We start from the raw sequence: 18108 nt of genomic DNA, 5'->3' as shown, positions 1-18108 counted from the left end.
GTTGCGCTCTTGTATCCGTTAGCTCAATAGTCTTATGTTTTAATTAGAGTCGCTGCTTATAGTTGTGAGGCTTGCCGAACACCAACGCAGTGACGTCCCGACGGGTTTAGGGGGCTGGATGTGGTCACTCGCTTCTCAGAGTGACCCGGAGCGTCAATATGGTGTTAGCCGAAGGAAGTTCTGGAAGCAGCCATTGCATTTAAGGCGTTCTCAAAATAGCTATATACTTCATCTGCAATTCCCAGAAACTCTTCAACAAGTACATTACTATCCAAGTAACAAGCATACAGATAATCAACTAAAGCGGAGTCAATCTCACAATAGTTTAATATGGCATTCTTCATCTTAATACTGTCATCTTGCCATACACCTGTATCTTCTAAAACCAAAGAGTATAATGCACGAATTAATCTCTTAGAGTAACCTTTAATATATCTAGTTTTCATTGTGTTATCACTAGCATTAGAAACTAAACTATGTATACGATCTACTTCCTCCTTGGTCTCTGTATTTATTACGAAAGATTGTCAAATATTAAAGATAGGCTTTTGGAAGAATATCCAGTAGTAACTAAGATTGATACGATAATTTGCTCGATTGACGATGTATAAAGTAAACCAAATGAGTGGGGTTTTTGGGTAAAGATAATTTGTGTTTGCATATATGGTCATGACGTTGGTGAAAAAGTACCACCGATAATTATTTATCCAGAGTTCATTTTAGAATATCTTTGGGATTTACACATACAATAGTAAAGTCTGCATCTGACTTAAAAGGTTTAGCAGTTCCTTTTGGAATCGAGCCACACGATTTTGTTGATAAGTATATAGATAATATACTTACCGAATTTAAAGGTAAGATTCATAGCATTTATATGAGGAGAAAGTCAGGGCCAAGCTTTCTTAGACAAAGGCAAGCCTTACGGCAATAGCTTTTCAGTAAGCCATACTCATGAGGGGTTAGCCGCTTTCCACTCCTTCTTAAAGGTTATTGAAGAAGAAACCGGTGAACAACCAACGGTTATTCTAGAGTCGACAGGACATTACCATTTACCCATCACTCGGTTTTTGGAGGATCATCATTACCTGTACGTTGTAGTTAACCCTATCTTATCGTATCAGGCGAAAAAATCATCGAGCTTACGCAAGGTGAAAACGGATGCTGTAGATGCTTATGCCCTCTGCGAGCTCTTTTACAAAGAGGACTTTGATCATCACAAAACAAGAGGCGTACATTTGTTAAACCTACGGAATTTAACCAGACAGCATGATGCAATAACCGGCCTGTACATCCAGATCAAGCTTCAATTCCAGGCCATATTGGATCAGGTGTTTCCTGAGTATAAAGGTGTGTTTGGGGATTTGTATTCTACAGTGTCACTGAAAACCTTGTTGGCGTTCCCAACGTCTGACGCCGTATTGCACGCTGGAGAAGCAGAGGTAACAGAGAAGATTGTAACGCTATGTATCCGGAGGTCTGATCGTTGGGCCGCTGAGAAAGCTAAATCTTTACTAGCTGCTGCGGATCGAAATCCCTTCCGCAAGGCCCCTTTCCAGAGCCATTTATTCAGCCTTGATATGTATGTCAGCATGCTGCTTCATTATAGAGAGCATCTAACCGCCCTGGAAAAGCAAATCGATGCTCTCGCTAATGAACTGGAAGAATATAAGATTATCCAATCGATCCCCGGAATCGGAGAAAAAATCGCGGCAACGATTATTTCGGAAATTGGTGAGATTGATCGGTTTAATCACCCAAAAAAGCTGGTTGCCTTTGCTGGCATAGATCCTAGCGTCCATATCTCTGGCAAATTTACTGCTACGATAAATCGAATAACCAAACGTGGCTCCAGCAGGCTTAGACACACCTTATTCTTGGCTGTGCTCTGTAGTTTGAGACGTACAGGCAGCAAGACACTCAAGGCTTATTACGACAAGAAAGTGGCTGAGGGAAAGCCTCACAAAGTAGCGATGATCGCTTGTGTTAACAGGCTTCTCCATTGGATCTTTGCCCTGCTGAAACGAAAAGAAACTTTCGTTGCTATGGCCTAACTGAACGCATTGGAAAAACCTACCAATTCAGAGTGGGGGGTTATTTGGCATGCACAGTTATTAGTATAGCATCAACCATGGCCATCTTCTTTATAAGAAAAATGTTGACAACTATTAGCTGGTTTAGTTGAGAAACGGCAGCCGATTGTTCAGGCCGGCTGCCGTTTCAATTTTTTTATTGCACTAAAGTTCCCGTGTCCTTTTACGAACACTTGCTATATCCACACGTACTGCAAGTCTTGCAGCCTTCGGTATTGATCAGCGACGCCGATCCGCAGGACGGACACAGATCCTTGCTCTGCCTGATGGCGGTCGCTCCCGATGCGAGCGGCTTAACCGCCGGCTGCGATTGCGGCGATACGATCGCCGGCGCCTCGGCTGCAGCGGTGACATACACCTCGCTGCCGGACACCTCGAGATGCATCTCGAGCGCTTTGGCAACGGCATCCGCGATCGATTCGACGCGGTTCGGGCCGAAGCCGATCGCGCCTGAGCCGCCGATTCCCTTCAGGTGCTTAATCAACAGCTGCACCTTGTTTCCATGATCGCCGTAGCGCAAGAAGAGCGAACAGACGCGGCCGAGCGCTTCCGACATGGCGAATACGTCGGAGCCGGCTTTCCCGACATTCAGGAATATTTCGCAAGGCGTTCCGTTCAGATCGTTGATCGTAATATACGCCATCCCGAACGGCGTATTCAGCTTATAGGTCGCACCGCGCAGTACGGACGGACGACTCTTGTACTGCTTGTCAAGCACTGGTTCGGCCGATACGGACGATGCCAACGCTTCGGCGGAATGCTCGGCGGCCAGCATGGCGGCACCCGCATCTTGATCTGCCGCTTCTTCAGCGGCTTTCGCATCGGCTGCGTCGTCCTTCTTCTCGGTCTGCAGCACCTGCACGTCGCGGCTGCCGTCGCGATAAATGGTGACGCCCTTGCAGCCTAAGTCGAATGCGAGTTCATAAAGCCGCTCCGTTTCCTCAACCGTAAAGTCGGTCGGACAGTTCGCCGTTTTGGAGATCGAGCTGTCGACCCATTTCTGAATCGCCGCCTGTGCACGGATATGGTCCTCCGCGGATAAATCCATCGCCGTCACAAAATGCGGCGGAAGCGCTTCGCCCGGATGTTTCTCCAGCCATTCCTGCGCAATCGGCACGAACTGCTTATCGAAGCCCAGCCGGCTTTGCCGATAATATTCGAATGCAAAATACGGCTCGATCCCGGTCGAAGTTCCGACCATGGTGCCGGTGCTCCCGGTCGGCGCCTGCGTGATGACGGTAACGTTCCGCATCCCGTTGGCACGGATTGCATCGCCTACCTCCGGAAATTCGCCGGTCATATGCTTCATGAAGCCGCTTTGCAGGAACGGTTCGGCTTCGAATTTCAGGAACGGGCCTTTCTCCGCCGCGATGTCCGCTGAGGCCAGATAAGCTTCCTTGGCCATAAATCCGTACAGCCTATCCAGAAATTCAAGCGATTCCGGGCTTCCGTACCGGATCTCCAGCTTGATCATCAGCTCTGCCAGCCCCATCGTGCCGAGTCCGACACGGCGTTCGTTCTTCTGGTTCCTTTCGTTCGCTTCGAAATGATACGGCGTCCGGTCGATAACGTTGTCCAGGAAACGCACCGAATAGTGCACCGTGCGTCCGAGCTCCTCCCACGCAACGTCATGACGTTCTGCATCATAGAACCTTGACAAATTGACGGCCGAAAGGTTGCATACGCCCCATGGCGGCAAGCCTTGCTCTCCACAGTTGTGAACGATAAATCCGTTCGCTACCAGGGAATGCGTTATCGGCTCGGTAATATCGTACACGATGACCTCTTCGCCCTCTTCAAGCATAACGACCTGCGATTGAAACCTCTCGGTTTTCCTGGATGCTCTCGCGATTCGCTCCAAAGCTTGCTGCTTTCGTGTAACAAGACCAAATCCGACTTGCTCCTTAAACATAAGCAGATTGTTCCCGCTAATGATTAACTCGTAAAATTCGCGCGATTCGTAAACTCTATGCTCGCCGTCCAACGTCACATAGGTAAATTGCGCCTGATTTGTCTTGCTTCTCAAATAAACTTTACCGTGTATGCCAAGATTCAGCAGAAGCTGCTGCACGTCTTGGAGCAATTTTTTGGACGAAGAAGTAAGCCTTACGCTGCGATGCATTTCATCGTTCTCGTAAACCGTTCCGTCTGCGCTGAACAAACCTTGAAGAAAGCCGACTACGGTCTCTTTAGTTGAAGTAAAGATTGCAGAAGGAACTTCTTTTTCAAAAGCTTTTACCGGCTTGATGCCCAACTCTTGAAGACGTTCGACAAACGCTTTGCGCCACCAGTTCACTTGGAATGTTCCGTTCTCGCGTTCGTATACTTTCGCTTCGACGCCGGTAAGCAATTTACCGATTTCGATCATGCGAGAAATAACTTCCGTATCGTCCCTACCGAAAACCATGCCTACCTCTCCGCGTTTCGAAAGCCAACCGTCCCCAGTCAGCCAACCCAGGAATGCTCCCCATGCTTCGCCCAACTCGTCGCTTGCGGCAAACCGCCCTTCTCCGGATTGAATGTAGACGTAATCGTCATGCTTCAGGTCTTTCGCTTCTTTCCAGCCTTCATCCGTATAAATGCGGTGATCCCGAGTCACCTTCAGCTCCATGCCGTTTTTCAGAGAGACGCGAATCGTCTTCTTGCGGCCTGTCGGAAATACGGTTGCCGTCCGCATGATAGTACCAGGCACCTCATAAGAACGGCCGTTTACTACTCGCAAAACATTCAACAATCGGGCATCGGTCGCAGTTAGAAATGCTTCACGCCCTTGCTGTTTATGAAGATCTTCGATTCGGATTAGCCCAAACTCGGTAGAAATTCGCGTATCCGGATGGAAGCATGGGTTAGTGGCAATGATCGGATTGAAATACCAGCTGTTTGACATATCATTGTAACGCTCCATGAACACGACGCCCGGCTCGGCCGATTTCCAAGCTGATTCGATGATCGTGTGCCAAATGTCGCGTGCGCGAACCGTCTTCACGACTTTTACCGGCTTGCCGAGCTCTTTCCACTTGCTCAGATTGCCGTCCCACAGCTTGTCGTAATCCGCATCGGTCGTGTCCGGGAAAACAAGATCCCAGTTCGCGTCTTCCTTGACCGCCTCCATAAAGCCGTTGCTGACGCAAACCGACAGGTTGGCATTCGTAATTTGCCCCATTGTTTGTTTGACGGTTATAAAATCCATCACGTCGGGATGCCAGTCGTTCATCATCAGCATGAGCGCACCGCGGCGGCTGCCTCCCTGCTCGATCAAGCCGGTCGCGTAGCTAAACAACCCGCCCCAGGATACGGCGCCGCTTGACGAGCCGTTTACGCCGTGAACGATTGCCCTGCGGGGACGAAGCGAGGACAGATTGATGCCGACGCCTCCGCCTCTGGCCATAATTTCGGTCATCTCCGTCAACGTCGTCATAATGCCGCCGCGACTGTCATGCGGAGACGGAATGACATAGCAATTGAACAGCGTCAGCTCATCGCTGGCGCCGGCGCCGGCCGCAATACGCCCGCCCGGTACAAGCTTCCAGTCGTTCAGCAGGTAACGAAACTTCTCCGTCCACTCCTGACGCTTCTCCGGCGTCGTCTCGACGGACGCCATCGCCGCAGCCAGCCGATTCCACAGCTGCTCCGGCGTATTCTCCTTATTCAGCGTCAGCTTCTCGATCGTCGAATCCACGATGTCGCCATTGCGGAGCTTGACCTTTACTCGCTGTCCGTCTCTTTCGATCACTTCGCCGACTTCCTTCGCCGGGAATTTGGGGTCGTCCTTCGTCAGTACGAGAACGGTATCTCCAACTTTCGTATGTGTGGTGTCCGGATTTTTCAGGGCGTACCTGTCCAGAAATATTTTTTCGCTAAGTCCTTCAAGCCGTGATTGCTGCGCCGTCTCCACTTGCAAAACCTCCAATACGGGATTAAATGAGTTTGCCTTCCCTGCCCCGCTCCAAAACCTTATACCGTTAACGTCCGTAAAGAACGAACCGTACATACAAGCCGTCGCCAAATAATACCCGATAACCTGCAAGGTATTGCCCCCGGTAAAGAATGAAAGCATACGAAGAATCCAAACCGAGCGGGTTCGTTTCCATGCAAAATCAAAGCCGAATCGCTCTGAGAGAGCGGTTGTTTCCGGCTGCAGCGTCGGGAATGACGAAGGAAGTTATCAGGCAGCATAAATAGGTTGTGCGGGTCGGAAAAGCAACGAATACGAGAATCGAAAGCGGAACAGCCGCCTGTATGAGGAATTTCCAAGCGTCCGTTCATTACGAATAGGGGGTATATATGGGTGTGAGTTCCATTATACACCACTATATATGGTGTTTCTAATGATAAACAGAGCAATTTACCCGTATTTGGCTGCTAAAAAGCACAATTGCTGTTACTTTCGCTATCGCCCTCTCTTTTTCATGGACTAGCCTCTCTTGACTTCCGTTTTTGAAAGATGCAGGCACCAAGCGTTATAATAGAAAGCATCGATAGCGACGAACATACTGCCAGAAGAACAGCCAAGGAGGGAATCGTCATGATGCTGTACAAAAATCAATTCGTAAACAACGGGGAAGTTCGCATTTCGCCGAATGACCGCGGTTATTATTTCGGAGACGGCGTGTACGAGGTGTTTCGAATTTATAACGGAAGTTTGTTTGAAAAGGACGCTCATTATCGGCGTCTTGAGCGCAGCGCCGAACAAACGCGCATTCCGCTCCCCTACCCGATCACCGAAATCGACGAAAAACTTGAGAAGCTGCTGGCAGCAGATGGCGTTAAGGAAGGCATTATCTACTTGCAGCTTACCCGGGGAGAAGCGCCGCGCGGTCATGCATTTCCGAATCCGCCGGTCGAATCCGTCTTGATGGCCTACAGCAGCGAACTATCCAGACCGCATCATGCGATACGCGGCGGCATTCGCGTCATAACCCGTCCGGACATTCGCTGGCTTCGCTGCGACCTGAAGACGCTGAATCTGCTGCCAAATGTGATGGCCAAGCAGGAAGCGGCGGAAGCTGGCGCCGCCGAGGTTATTTTTCACCGCGACGGCACGGTGACCGAATGCAGTTCGTCGAACGTCATGATCATCAAAGACGGAACGATCCGTACTCATCCGGCCAACAATCTGATTTTGCACGGCATTACGCGCGCGGTCGTGCTTAAGCTGGCATTCCGCTTGAATCTGTCGGTACGCGAGGAGGCCTTCACACTGGAGGATCTGCGTTCCGCCGACGAGGTGTTCATCACCAGCACTACGGCAGAAGTCACTCCGGTCGCGGAGCTTGACGGCGTGCCCGTCGCTGACGGGAAACCGGGACCCGTAAGCCGCCGGCTGCAGGAAGCGTTCGAAGCGTATATGGAAGGGTAATATCATATTAGAGCCTATAAGGGCTACTAAATACGTCAACTGCAAAACGCTTCCCATTAATCGAACAAACCTCCAAGTCCGCTTGCAACAGCGGGCCTGGAGGTTTGTTCGTTATTCAGCAAGAAACTTACAGCAGAAACACAGAAATGCAGATGCTCTTGCCCCTTTGCAACCTCACTTCTTCCCAACCGCATACCGCATAGATAGATTGAATTGCGGCGGTCCGGCCCAAAGCGGCCAGCGTCCTATATCCGCGCCTAACGGCGAAGATTCCATTCGTCCGTCCCGTATTTCTCGGCAAGCAGCTTGGCGGCAAGCTCCTCTTCGTATGCGGTCGGAGCCGCCTCTTCCAAGGCGATACCCATTCCCGCGGCAATGCCGGCGCGGAATGCCGTTTTCGTTTCGCCGATCGTAGCAGACGCTTGTCCGGTCGCGGCCCGCAAGTCGTTGACGGCGACCGCTTTATCCTTGAACGAAGCCATAAGCCTTTCCTTCAACGCTTCGCTGCGGAATTTCAGCACGGCAAACAGCTGCTCCGTATCCAAATCCAGCAGGATCGAGCCGTGCTGCAGTACAACGCCTTTTTGCCGCATTTGCGCACTGCCCGCCACTTTGCGGCCCTCCACAACCAGCTCGTACCAAGAGGGCGAATCAAAGCAGGCGGACGATCCGATCGTCGCATATTTTTGCTTCTCCTCCTCCGATGCCAGCGTGACCATGTGCGCGTCCAGACCGAGACCGCGGAAGCCTTGCAGCAGTCCTTCGCTCAGCACCCGGTACGCTTCCGTCACCGAGCTCGGCAGTCCCGGATACGACTCCTCCACAATGATGCTGTAGGTTAATTCCTTATCGTGCAGAACCGCACGGCCGCCGGTCGGCCTGCGCACGAAGCCGAGCCCTTGCTTGGCAAGCTCCTCAAAATTGACCTCGGCTTCAGCCTTCTGAAAATATCCGATGCTGAGCGCAGCGGGCTCCCAGCCGTAAAAGCGCACGGTAGGCGGTGCCTTGCCTTCGCTGTGCGCGATAAGAATCGCTTCGTCGAGCGCCATATTAGCGGCAGCGGACCGCAATCCGGAATCGATAAATCGCCATGTCACCATACGCGCAACCCTCGCTTTCTTCCTTTTCTATAGTAGACGAGTTCCGCCCTTCCGTCAAAACCTGCGCCCGTCCCTGAAACCGCCGTCTTCTATCCCTCCTGCTTAAGAGACCGGCGGCTTGGGTAATAGTCAGAGAAGGCGGAAGCCCGTACCGCGGTCAAAAAGCTCCGCTTTCCTCTGCCAAAGTTATGAAATGCCGCCAATTGGTTCATACTAACGACATATTATCCGATGACTGTCGGTTACTCCGGGACCGACAGGCGGAAGCTATGGAAATCCGCTGCGGCTGTCGCTTACAAGCGAATATCGGCTAGCCGCCGAAGAATCCGCCAGTAGCTGCCGCCACACCGAGATGCGGGAGGGATATGATGCGTAAATCTGAACCTACGGACGTCACGCGCCCGTTAAACGAGCGGCTGAACGTGCATTTTGACAGAGGCTGGCTGGAAGACCTGCAAGCGCGCTCCGACAAGAACGGTCCATGGGACGACTGGACGCTGAGCCAGCTCGCGCTGGAGGCGGAACAATCCCGTCAGGTGAAGAGCTTCGACGAGCTTCAATGCCTGCTGCATACGCCGCAGCTGAAGCCGATGGCGCATCAGCTCGACACCGCCAGGAAAGTGCTCTGCGAGATGCGCGGACGCGCGATTCTCGCAGACGAGGTCGGACTCGGCAAGACGATTGAGGCCGGACTCATTTTGAAGGAATATATGGTTCGCGGACTAGTGCAAAAAGCGCTTATTCTCGTGCCGGCATCATTGGTGCTGCAATGGGTGCGCGAGCTTAACCAGAAGTTCGGCATCGCGGCGGTCGCCCACAAGAAAGCGTACATGTGGACGCAATGCGACGTCATCGTCGCCTCGATCGATACGGCGAAGCGCGATCCGCACCGCGATACGGTGCTGCAAATCGACTACGACATGCTCATTGTCGACGAGGCGCACAAGCTCAAGAACAAGAAGACGACCAACTACCAATTCGTCGGCCAGCTGCGCAAAAAATATTGTCTGCTGCTCACCGCCACTCCCGTGCAGAACGATCTGGACGAACTGTACAACCTGATTACGATATTGAAGCCGGGTCAGCTGGGCGGCCAGGGCAGCTTCAATGCAAACTTCGTCGTGGACAAGCGCATCCCGAAGAACGAGCAGCAGCTCCAAGAAAATCTTTCGAAGGTCATGATCCGCAACAGGCGGAGCGACGGCGGCATCTCGTTCACCAAGCGCATCGTCAAGAATATCCCGCTTACCCTCTCGACCGAGGAGCAGGCGCTGTACGACGGCGTCACCGACTTCGTCCGGGGCCGCTTCAAGGAGGCGGGCGGCGATCTTAGCAGCATTTTGTCGCTCGTAACGCTGCAGCGGGAGGTTTGCTCGAGCCGGGATGCGGTGTTCGTGACCCTTGTGAACCTGTTCAAGAAAACCGCGGAGGATTCCCCCGTCCGGCCGAAAATATGGGAGCTCGTCGAGCTGATCCGCAGCATTCAAGCGAACACGAAAGCGGAGAAAACGATGGAGCTGATCAACGAAATCGGCGACAAGGCGATTATCTTTACGGAGTACCGCGCTTCGCAGGAATATTTGATGAAATTTTTCCGCGAACGCAACATCGTTGCGGTTCCGTACCGGGGCGGCATGAACCGGGGCAAAAAGGACTGGATGATGGACCTGTTCCGCAACCGTGCGCAGGTGCTGATCGCGACGGAGGCCGGCGGCGAAGGGATCAACCTGCAGTTTTGCCATCACATGATCAACTTCGACCTGCCCTGGAACCCGATGCGGGTGGAGCAGCGGATCGGACGCGTGCATCGGCTCGGACAGACGGAGGACGTACGCATTTACAACCTGTTCACGCACGGCACGATTGAGGAGCATATCCTGTCGCTGCTGCATGAGAAAATCAATCTGTTCGAGCTCGTCATCGGCGGCCTCGACGTCATCCTTGAGCGCATGGAGAAAAAAACTTCGCTGGAAGCCCAACTCCTCCGCTTGGTGGTGGAAGCGAACGACGAACGCGACATCCGCAGCAAGCTGGACGAGCTCGGCGACTCGTTCCGGACGATACGCGGCGATGTCGAGCAGGAAGAAGACGACTCGCTGCCGCTCGCGGCGATCGTGGACGCCGTCGGGCAAGCCATCCCGGTATACGATACGGGAATCGTTTCGAAGCAAGGGCGATGAATCCTACCCCTAGAAAGAGGTGACGGCCATTGAACGCAAAGCAGGTGCAAAAATACGTTATGCGCTATTTGGAAGCGACCGACTGCCAAATTATCGAGAAAGGTGCTGCGCATGTCACCGTCAAGCTGTCGGTCGAAGCGGATAAAGCGCTAACGAACCGCCACTATTATTGGGGCTTCGTCGAGCGTACGGGAGCGCCGCCGGAGACGATGGCCTACACGTTCGTGTTCGACCCGGAGAAAATGAACGCAGCTGCGGACAAATCCGCTCAGGCTCAGGCGCAATCGCAGACTCCGCCGAAAACCGGCGTCTATCCTGCAGCCAGACCTACAGTCGGTGCAGCTTCCGCTCCTTCCGGCACGGCGGCAGCCGCTCCTGGTGCCGCACCTGGAGGCCAATCCCAGGACTCCATCCTCGGCCGTTATTTCGGTATCGTGCCGCCGTCGCCGACCGGCCGTATTCCGCGAGAGGAGGTCGGCTTCGGCAGCCGCCGGCTGGAGCAATTGTTCGCAGCCGCGCAAAGCCGTGGACGCTTCGTCAGGCTCTTCGAGCAGCCGGCTTCCCAACGCGCCGCAAATACCGCCGAGCCAGCCGGCACCGGCACAAGGCTTACGACTGCAGGAAAGCCGGACCGCAGCGGATATGGACTAGCGCATACCGGTTACTCGACTTGGCTCGGCGTCAACTTTAAGGTCGAACTTGCTTGCGACTTGAAGCGGGACGAACTTCATTCGCTCGGCATCGATCTAGCATCCGGCGAAATCATCGAGCATTTCATGCCGCACATGCTGGAGAAGAAGCTGTCACCGAAACTGCCGGCCAACATTTTTTTGCAGCCGACCAAAATAAGCCTGAACCGCGCCGCCACGATACTCGAAAACTCGCTGTTCGCCAAGCTCAAAGCGCTCGATCACGGTTGGGCCGACAGCGCAACGGAACGGCTGCAGGAGGAGCTGACGCGCATTGACGACTATTATGTCGACCTGCTGCAAAGCCTCGAAGCCGAACAGAAGGAAGAGGCGGAGGCGCAATACCTCAAGCGGCAGCAGGAAATCGAATGGCAGCACCGGCCGCGCATTCAGGTTTCCGTCATTAACTGCGGTTTGTTTCACTTGGAGGCGGCGCCGGCGCCAAGAGCCGACGCCGCTCGCTAAAAGCCCACAAAAATAGCCGCAATTTTTATTGCGGCCGCCGGCACAATTAAACAAACTTCTCAAGTCATATTCGGTACAATGAGTGCATAGAATGGAAGTCACAACAACGGCAGGTGAATCATGAAAAAGTTAACCCTTTGCTTGACGCTGCTCGTACTTGGCCTTAGCGATCTGTTCCTGCTTCCATCCCGGCATCTGCCCGAGCGCAGCCACCACGTCAAGGCAGCCGCAACGGAACAAGCGGAAGGGTCTGCAAAGGCCGGCTCCACCGACGCCATTTCTGTAAACGGTTTAATCGGCGCGAAGCCTGAAGCCGGCCAATCGGCACCGGCGCAGAACGGCGGCGCAAACGAGCCTATCCCGCTTGATGAGCATATACGCGGCTGGATCGCCATGCTATCGAAGCAGTCCGCATTTTCGGAATGGAAAGACGCCGAATGGGAAACCTTCCCTCTCGGTCCAGGCACGCACAGTTGGGTCGTACTACTCAAGAAAAACGGCAGCGAGATCGGCTATCTGATCGTCACATCGGACAAAGAAGGCAACCTGTCTCTAACGGAATACGGCACAGGAAATAAACCGCTTTTCAGTATGCAAACGCTGTATCAATCCATGATGCAGCGGGAAATCATAGCGAATTATACATTAACCGAATTTGCGGCAGAGCCGCTGCTGGAGAAGGAACGTTATTATTTCGGACCGCTTGAAAGCTTTTGGAAGGTAACGCTTCGTCACGATACCTTTTACTTTGACGCCAAAACAGGCGAACGCATGCCGAGACTTGAAGAACTTGCCGAAAAGCAGGAGGCAGAGTCTGCCGCTTACGGCGGTTTAACCGGCAGCTTGGCTGAAGTAAATGAGCAAACGGCTGTAACGGCCTTTGACCCGAACGACCGCGCGGCATGGATTCAAGGGAATCCGTTGTCGTTATCGACCATAGACGATTTGAAGCGCGAGCTCGCACAAACCGGTGAACTTACCTATCGCGCGAAACTGCTTGCCGGGCAAGCAACGTATCCCTTAGCGGTTACAGGCTACACGGTTTTCTCTAACGGCATCGCCTTTCTAGCCGTCGATCATGACGGCGACAGATACGTACCGTATCGGGAAATGGCAGCCAAAGGGCATTTCTTCCATTAGGTTTTTCTCCTCTCCTCCTATATTGGGGAAACTCCGGCCGCATCAGTCTCGCGGCGTTGGGGTTTCCTTCTTTTTTCGTCTGCCGTCCGCCCACATCTTTATCGCAAAAGGCAGCATGCCGAACCACCGATGCTGCCAGCTTTCCTGCACTTTGACGACCCGCTGCTCCAGCCTCACTTGCTTGCGGATTTCCTTTGGCGTATCCAAGTACCGGGTAACCTGCTGCGTAATATACTTGACGAGCTCATCGCTTTTGGCCATGGGAACTCCTCCTTCGTCACCTTTTTTCGTGCTGCCCGTTTCGCCTGTACACAGTATTTCCCGAAACGACCGGTTTCAACCTAGGCGTTCGATCGGCCGAGGAATGTTTGATTTCGATCCAAACTATCCCTTGCCGTCTACCGGCGACGCCTCCTATAATCATGACGAGCGTAAAATCACAGTCCGGTTGGTAGTCCGGTTGCGTCGTAACTCCGCGACGGCGTCATATCCTTCCCCCTTCGGGATGTCCGTCGCTCCGTAACTCATTACGGAGGGGATTGCAATGAAGCTTACCGTATACTTTGCAGGAGATTTTTGGGTTGGCATCGTGGAAGAGCAGGCGGACGGAAAGCTGAGGGCGTGCCGTCATATTTTCGGGGCCGAGCCGCATGACGCGGAGGTGCTCGAGTTTGTGGAGCGCCAGATGCTGCATTGCCTCGAAGCGACGAGCCAATCGGTTGCGCATGCCGATACGGCCCGCCGTAGCATCAATTCGAAGCGTTTGGCCCGCCAAGCGGCTGCCGAAATGGCTCGCAGCGGCGTATCCACGTATGCGCAAGAAGCGCTCAAGAGCGAGCTCGAGCACCGCAAGCGGATCCGCAAAAGCGAAACCCGCGAAGAGCGGGAGCTCCTGCGGGAACGCAAGCGGGAAATCGCACGCCAAAAGGCGAAGGCGAAGCACCGCGGACGTTAGAGGTCGTTTCGCCGACTTTTGAGGCGCTGCGCGGCAAAAAAGCGAAAGTAAAGCGCTCCGTCCATTAAAGCCGTTTCGCTGCTTTTTGAGGTCGCTCGTACGCAGCAAAAAAGCGAACGCAAAGCGCCCCGTCCATTAGAGGTCGTTTCTCCGCTTTTTGAGGTCGCCCGTAAGCAGCAAAGAAGGATGCCTTGCTAAGCTATCGCTTAGCAAGGCATCCTTCTTGTTGTAAAAGTTGATACAAAAGAAAAACGGCAGTTTTCGCATATTCGCTAACTGGAAAACATGCTGTTCTTGTTGCTCCTAGAGGCTTCGAAGCGCCATCTAGCTGGAAAATCTACAGTTCATTTAGTGAATTCCCCCATCTATGCAGGTAGTGGGTAGAATCAGATGGAGAAAATCCAGTTCGTTCGAAACGGCAGATCGATCTGACGAAAGTAACTGGCGTTTTTCCAGTTACTTGATCCATGGAAAGCATGCTCTGAAGCAAAAAGTGAACCTAGCGAAACAAGATTCACTAAACTAAGGATTGCAAGCCTTCCCTTACATCTGCTCCGGCGCTTCGAGGCCGATCAGCCGCAGTCCGGCTTTAAGCGTCGTTTGCACGCTTTTGAGGAGCGCCAGACGCGCGCTTCGCACCGCCTCGTCTTCGACGAGTATGATGCTGCTTCTGTAGAAGCCGCTGAAGCTTTGCGCCAAATCGACAAGATGGCGCGTTACGATGGAAGGCTCCAGCTTCTCCATGGCCTGCTGTACGCGTTCCGGGAACAAATACAGCTGACGGGCAAGCTCGACCGCCTCCGGATTCGTCAACAGCGCTGCGTCGAACGAGGCGCCGTCAAAGCCCAGCTCGATGCTGGCGCTGCCGTTCGCTTTGCGCAGTACGCTGCATGCGCGTGCGTGTGCGTACTGGACGTACGGCCCGGTTTCGCCGTCGAAGCTAAGCGCATCCTCCCAGGAGAAGACGACGTCCTTGATCCGGTTTGCGCTCAGATCGTTGAACACGATCGCGCCCACGCCGACCTGACGCGCCACTTCTTCTTTGTTCGCGAGATCGGGGTTTTTCTCCGCGATAATTTCCCGCGTTTTATCGATCGCCTTATGCAGCAGCTCCTCGAGTTTGATCACGTTCCCCTTGCGGGTAGATAAGCTAGCGCCCTCCAAGCTGACTTGACCGAACGCCACGTGCACAAGATCCTTCGCCCACTCGTAACCCATCAGCTCGATGATTTTGAACCATTGCTGGAAATGAAGGTTTTGCGCATAGCTTGTAATGTAGATGGCTTTCTCGAAATCGTACGTATGCTTCCGGTAGATCGCCGCCGTCACGTCGCGCGTATGGTAGAGCGTAGCCCCGTCCTTCTTCACCATGAGCGCCGGAGGCATATTGTAGTCGTCCAGTCTGACGAGCAGCGCGCCGTCGTCTTCCTCAAGCAGCTTTTTATCCTTCAGCTCCTGAATGACCGGCGACATTTTATCGTTATAGAAGCTTTCGCCCGCATACGAATCGAAGCTGACGCCAAGCAGATCGTAAATCTTTTGGAATTCCTTCAGGCTGATTTCCACGAACCAAGTCCACAGCTTGTGTGCTTCCTCGTCTCCTTGCTCCAGCTTGACGAACCAGCCGCGTGCCTCTTCCTCCAGCTCCGGCTTGCTGTCCGCTTCCTCGTGGAACTTGATGTACAGCGCAAGCAGCTCTTCAATGCCGTTCGATTCGATTTCCTCTGCGCCGCCCCATCTCTTGTAAGCGACGATCAGCTTGCCGAACTGCGTTCCCCAATCGCCCAGATGGTTAACGCCGACGCACTCGTAACCGAGGTAAGAGAAGATCCGGTACAGCGCATTTCCGATCATCGTCGAGCGCAAATGCCCGATATGAAAAGGCTTGGCGATATTCGGCGAAGAGAAGTCGATAACGATTTTCTTGCCTTGTCCGATGCTTTGCGCACCAAAGCGGTCACCCTTGACGAGAACCTCCGTCACGACCTCCCGCATGAAAAACTCCTTGTTATAGTACACGTTAAAATAACCGGATACCGATTCGATCCGTTCGACGGCCGGATGCTCGGGAAACGCGGCCTTCAGCTGATCCGCAATTTGCGCGGGCGCTTTCCGCATCGACTTGCTTAGCTTGAAGCACGGCAGCGACAAATCTCCCATCTCGGAATTCGGCGGATATTCAAGCATCCCTACGATCGTATCCAGCTCTACGCCTTCCATATGAGGCTTCAATTGCTCCGCAATCACTTGTTTGAAATTGATCATAACGCGCTTGTTCCCCGTTTCGTGGTCTATAGTTTTGTATGTAAAACGACCTTGTCGATCGCATCAACCGCCGATACAATAAAACACCCCGCGCTTGGGGTGCTTCACGATTGCAGCACATATATTATATAGGAGCCGCGGGAGGAAGTAAAGGTAAGCGGCAGGATCTTCAGCGCTCATTCCCGCGCAGGTCGACTTCGAATTCCGCTTTAAGCGGGCTGTCCAGCTTTACCGTTAAACTCTTCGGCACCTGTTTCACCGGTTCGAAGTACGCATGCACCTCACCGTTATTGATACTCCAATAGGACTGTCCTTTTGGCAAGTCGTTCTCAAGCAGCGGAGCCAGCGAACGTCCGGTGGACTCCATAACAGTAAGCCCGGCGTACAGCTTTTGCAGATACGCAGTATGATCGATGTCGATGTCCTCGCTTCTTACCGAGAACCGGACATCCGTTCCGCTAGGCGTAAACGTAACCGCTTCGAGCGTTACTTTATCTTCGGGGCTTTGCTTCGTGTCGTTTACGGCAATCGACCTTGTCGAAGCTTTGACCTTACGCATATCGAGCGGAATATCGAATGACCAATTGCCCGCAACGCCCGCGATTTGACGGATGACGAGCCGCGTATTGTCCAAATCGGGTAACGATGCGAAATCCTCTCGCGTCAAAACATTTTTCACGGGATACCCCAAAATTTCCTTAGTGCCGGCATAGAGATTATCATCTACTCGTACAAGTTCGGCCGCCGCCTGGCTGACATCCCACGCTTTCGTCATGTATTTGAAATTGTCGATACGCAGCGTGCGGAGGGTAACGGCCCCGTCTTCAACCGCAGAAGCAAGCTTCACTTCAAATCCGAATGAGACCCGAAGCGCATCGGCATAAAAATCGGTCACCTTTACTTCAATGCCTTGATCCGTTCGGGTTTCGTTCAGATTTACCGTGTAACCGCCCGCAAAAGCTTCTTTTAATCCTTTGTCGCCGCGCGTTTCGAACAGACTTCCTAAACGATCCAGCGCACTCGAAACGGCCGGATTGATGAAGTCGAATGACGCCAGCAGCAAGAGTAAGGTTAAGCTGACAGCCGCATATGAGAAACGTTTGAGCCTGACATTCGAGCGCTTCAACCAAGCATCCTCGCCCGCAGCCCTTTTCAGCAATCTTAGTTTGACGCCCGATGACACTTCATACCGTTCCGCGGTTTCCGCGAAGATCCGCCTTATCGCATTTTCCTCATTCATAATGAAACAGCGCCTCCCGATCTAACGCATCTTTGGTCTCCATGCCTTTCCTGAGCTTGCGCAATCCGTGGAAGAGCCTTGATTTTACCGTACCGACCGGAATGCGAAGCGATTCGGCTATCTGCTCTTGGCTCAGGCTGTGATAATATTTCATTACGATGACAACCCGGTTTTTGTAAGGAAGCGCCAAAACCCGCTCCCACAGCTGATCGTCGCGCTCCTTTGCGAGCAAGGCGTAGGATGGTTCATCTTTTCCCCGTATGCGCTGCTCCTGCGGCGCCACGCCGCCCCCTTTGAAAAAAGATACGATTTTGTGCTTCCGCAGCAAATTTTTGGTTACGTTCACACTGACCCGATACAGCCAGGCTTCAAGAGGAAACGCCGGATCGTATCGGTCGAGCTTAGCCAGAACGCGCAGAAACGTATCCTGCACCGCATCGTCCGCAAGCGAGGGATTCCGGGTCAGCAGAAGCGCGGTACGGTAAACGAGCTGCTGGTAACGGTCGAAAAAGATTTCGATCGCCTCCGGCTCCCGCCGTTTGCAAGCCTCAATCAAATAGCGATGATCTGTCCACAATGCCTTCACCTCTCTTTCATTTCCTACTGTATATACAACCCAAAATGG

General features: G+C 53.0%; 11 protein-coding genes and 4 pseudogenes. 7 read left to right on the top strand and 8 right to left on the bottom strand.

The window, feature by feature from the left end; all coding sequences use genetic code 11:
- Positions 1-164 precede the first annotated feature (164 nt).
- Positions 165-515 (bottom strand): annotated as a pseudogene (locus ACKGJP_RS11800) (nucleotidyltransferase); the annotation flags it as partial.
- On the opposite strand from ACKGJP_RS11800, the pseudogene ACKGJP_RS11795 reads away from it, so the two are divergent.
- Positions 510-725 (top strand): annotated as a pseudogene (locus ACKGJP_RS11795) (nucleotidyltransferase); the annotation flags it as partial. The pseudogenes ACKGJP_RS11800 and ACKGJP_RS11795 overlap by 6 nt on opposite strands.
- On the opposite strand, the pseudogene ACKGJP_RS11790 reads toward ACKGJP_RS11795, so the two are convergent.
- Positions 724-807, bottom strand: a pseudogene (locus ACKGJP_RS11790) (nucleotidyltransferase); the annotation flags it as partial. The pseudogenes ACKGJP_RS11795 and ACKGJP_RS11790 sit on opposite strands and share 2 nt — an antisense overlap.
- A 71-nt stretch (positions 808-878) precedes the next feature.
- Between ACKGJP_RS11790 and ACKGJP_RS11785 the strand changes: the two are divergent.
- Positions 879-2051, top strand: a pseudogene (locus tag ACKGJP_RS11785) (IS110 family transposase); the annotation flags it as partial.
- 202 nt (positions 2052-2253) lie between these two features.
- Here the strand turns inward: ACKGJP_RS11785 and ACKGJP_RS11780 are convergent.
- A complete protein-coding gene (locus tag ACKGJP_RS11780) occupies positions 2254-5985 on the bottom strand; it encodes an LAGLIDADG family homing endonuclease (protein WP_409347138.1) in 3732 nt (1243 codons plus the stop codon).
- Positions 5986-6609: 624 nt separating this feature from the next.
- Here ACKGJP_RS11780 and dat point away from each other — a divergent pair.
- Positions 6610-7449 carry a D-amino-acid transaminase gene (gene dat / locus ACKGJP_RS11775; RefSeq protein WP_409347137.1) on the top strand — a complete coding sequence of 280 codons (840 nt, stop codon included), beginning with the start codon at positions 6610-6612 and terminating at the stop codon, positions 7447-7449.
- A 257-nt stretch (positions 7450-7706) separates the two neighbouring features.
- Here dat and ACKGJP_RS11770 read toward each other — a convergent pair whose 3' ends face one another.
- A complete protein-coding gene (locus ACKGJP_RS11770; RefSeq protein WP_409345840.1) occupies positions 7707-8549 on the bottom strand; it encodes a biotin/lipoate A/B protein ligase family protein in 843 nt (280 codons plus the stop codon).
- 368 nt (positions 8550-8917) lie between these two features.
- Between ACKGJP_RS11770 and ACKGJP_RS11765 the strand changes: the two genes are divergently transcribed.
- From ACKGJP_RS11765 to ACKGJP_RS11755, 3 genes are all read left to right on the top strand, one after another.
- A complete protein-coding gene (locus ACKGJP_RS11765) occupies positions 8918-10729 on the top strand; it encodes a DEAD/DEAH box helicase (protein WP_409345839.1) in 1812 nt (603 codons plus the stop codon).
- Positions 10730-10758: 29 nt separating this feature from the next.
- A complete protein-coding gene (locus ACKGJP_RS11760; protein WP_409345838.1) occupies positions 10759-11883 on the top strand; it encodes a YqhG family protein in 1125 nt (374 codons plus the stop codon).
- Positions 11884-12003: 120 nt separating this feature from the next.
- Positions 12004-13023, top strand: coding sequence for a hypothetical protein (locus ACKGJP_RS11755; RefSeq protein WP_409345837.1), 1020 nt, complete (start codon positions 12004-12006; stop codon positions 13021-13023).
- 42 nt (positions 13024-13065) lie between these two features.
- Here the strand turns inward: ACKGJP_RS11755 and ACKGJP_RS11750 are convergent, their stop codons facing one another.
- Positions 13066-13284, bottom strand: a complete 219-nt coding sequence (locus ACKGJP_RS11750; protein WP_409345836.1) for a YqzE family protein — start codon at positions 13282-13284, stop codon at positions 13066-13068.
- A 283-nt stretch (positions 13285-13567) separates the two neighbouring features.
- Between ACKGJP_RS11750 and ACKGJP_RS11745 the strand changes: the two genes are divergently transcribed.
- A complete protein-coding gene (locus tag ACKGJP_RS11745; RefSeq protein WP_409345835.1) occupies positions 13568-13978 on the top strand; it encodes a YjdF family protein in 411 nt (136 codons plus the stop codon).
- Between the two features lie 543 nt (positions 13979-14521).
- On the opposite strand, the gene argS is transcribed toward ACKGJP_RS11745, so the two are convergent.
- The 3 genes from argS to ACKGJP_RS11730 form a co-directional block, all read right to left on the bottom strand.
- Positions 14522-16240 carry an arginine--tRNA ligase gene (gene argS, locus ACKGJP_RS11740; RefSeq protein ID WP_409347136.1) on the bottom strand — a complete coding sequence of 573 codons (1719 nt, stop codon included), beginning with the start codon at positions 16238-16240 and terminating at the stop codon, positions 14522-14524.
- A gap of 172 nt (positions 16241-16412) precedes the next feature.
- A complete protein-coding gene (locus tag ACKGJP_RS11735) occupies positions 16413-17483 on the bottom strand; it encodes a DUF4179 domain-containing protein (RefSeq protein WP_409345834.1) in 1071 nt (356 codons plus the stop codon).
- Complete coding sequence (locus tag ACKGJP_RS11730) at positions 17476-18060, bottom strand: RNA polymerase sigma factor (protein ID WP_409345833.1); 585 nt, start codon at positions 18058-18060, stop codon at positions 17476-17478. The genes ACKGJP_RS11735 and ACKGJP_RS11730 overlap by 8 nt, the downstream gene beginning before the upstream one ends.
- Positions 18061-18108: the final 48 nt, after the last annotated feature.

This window comes from Paenibacillus litoralis, assembly GCF_046244365.1.
Lineage (GTDB): Bacteria > Bacillota > Bacilli > Paenibacillales > NBRC-103111 > Paenibacillus_V.
Note: the sequence above shows the minus strand (reverse complement) of the source record. Positions and strands in the feature narration are given on the sequence as shown.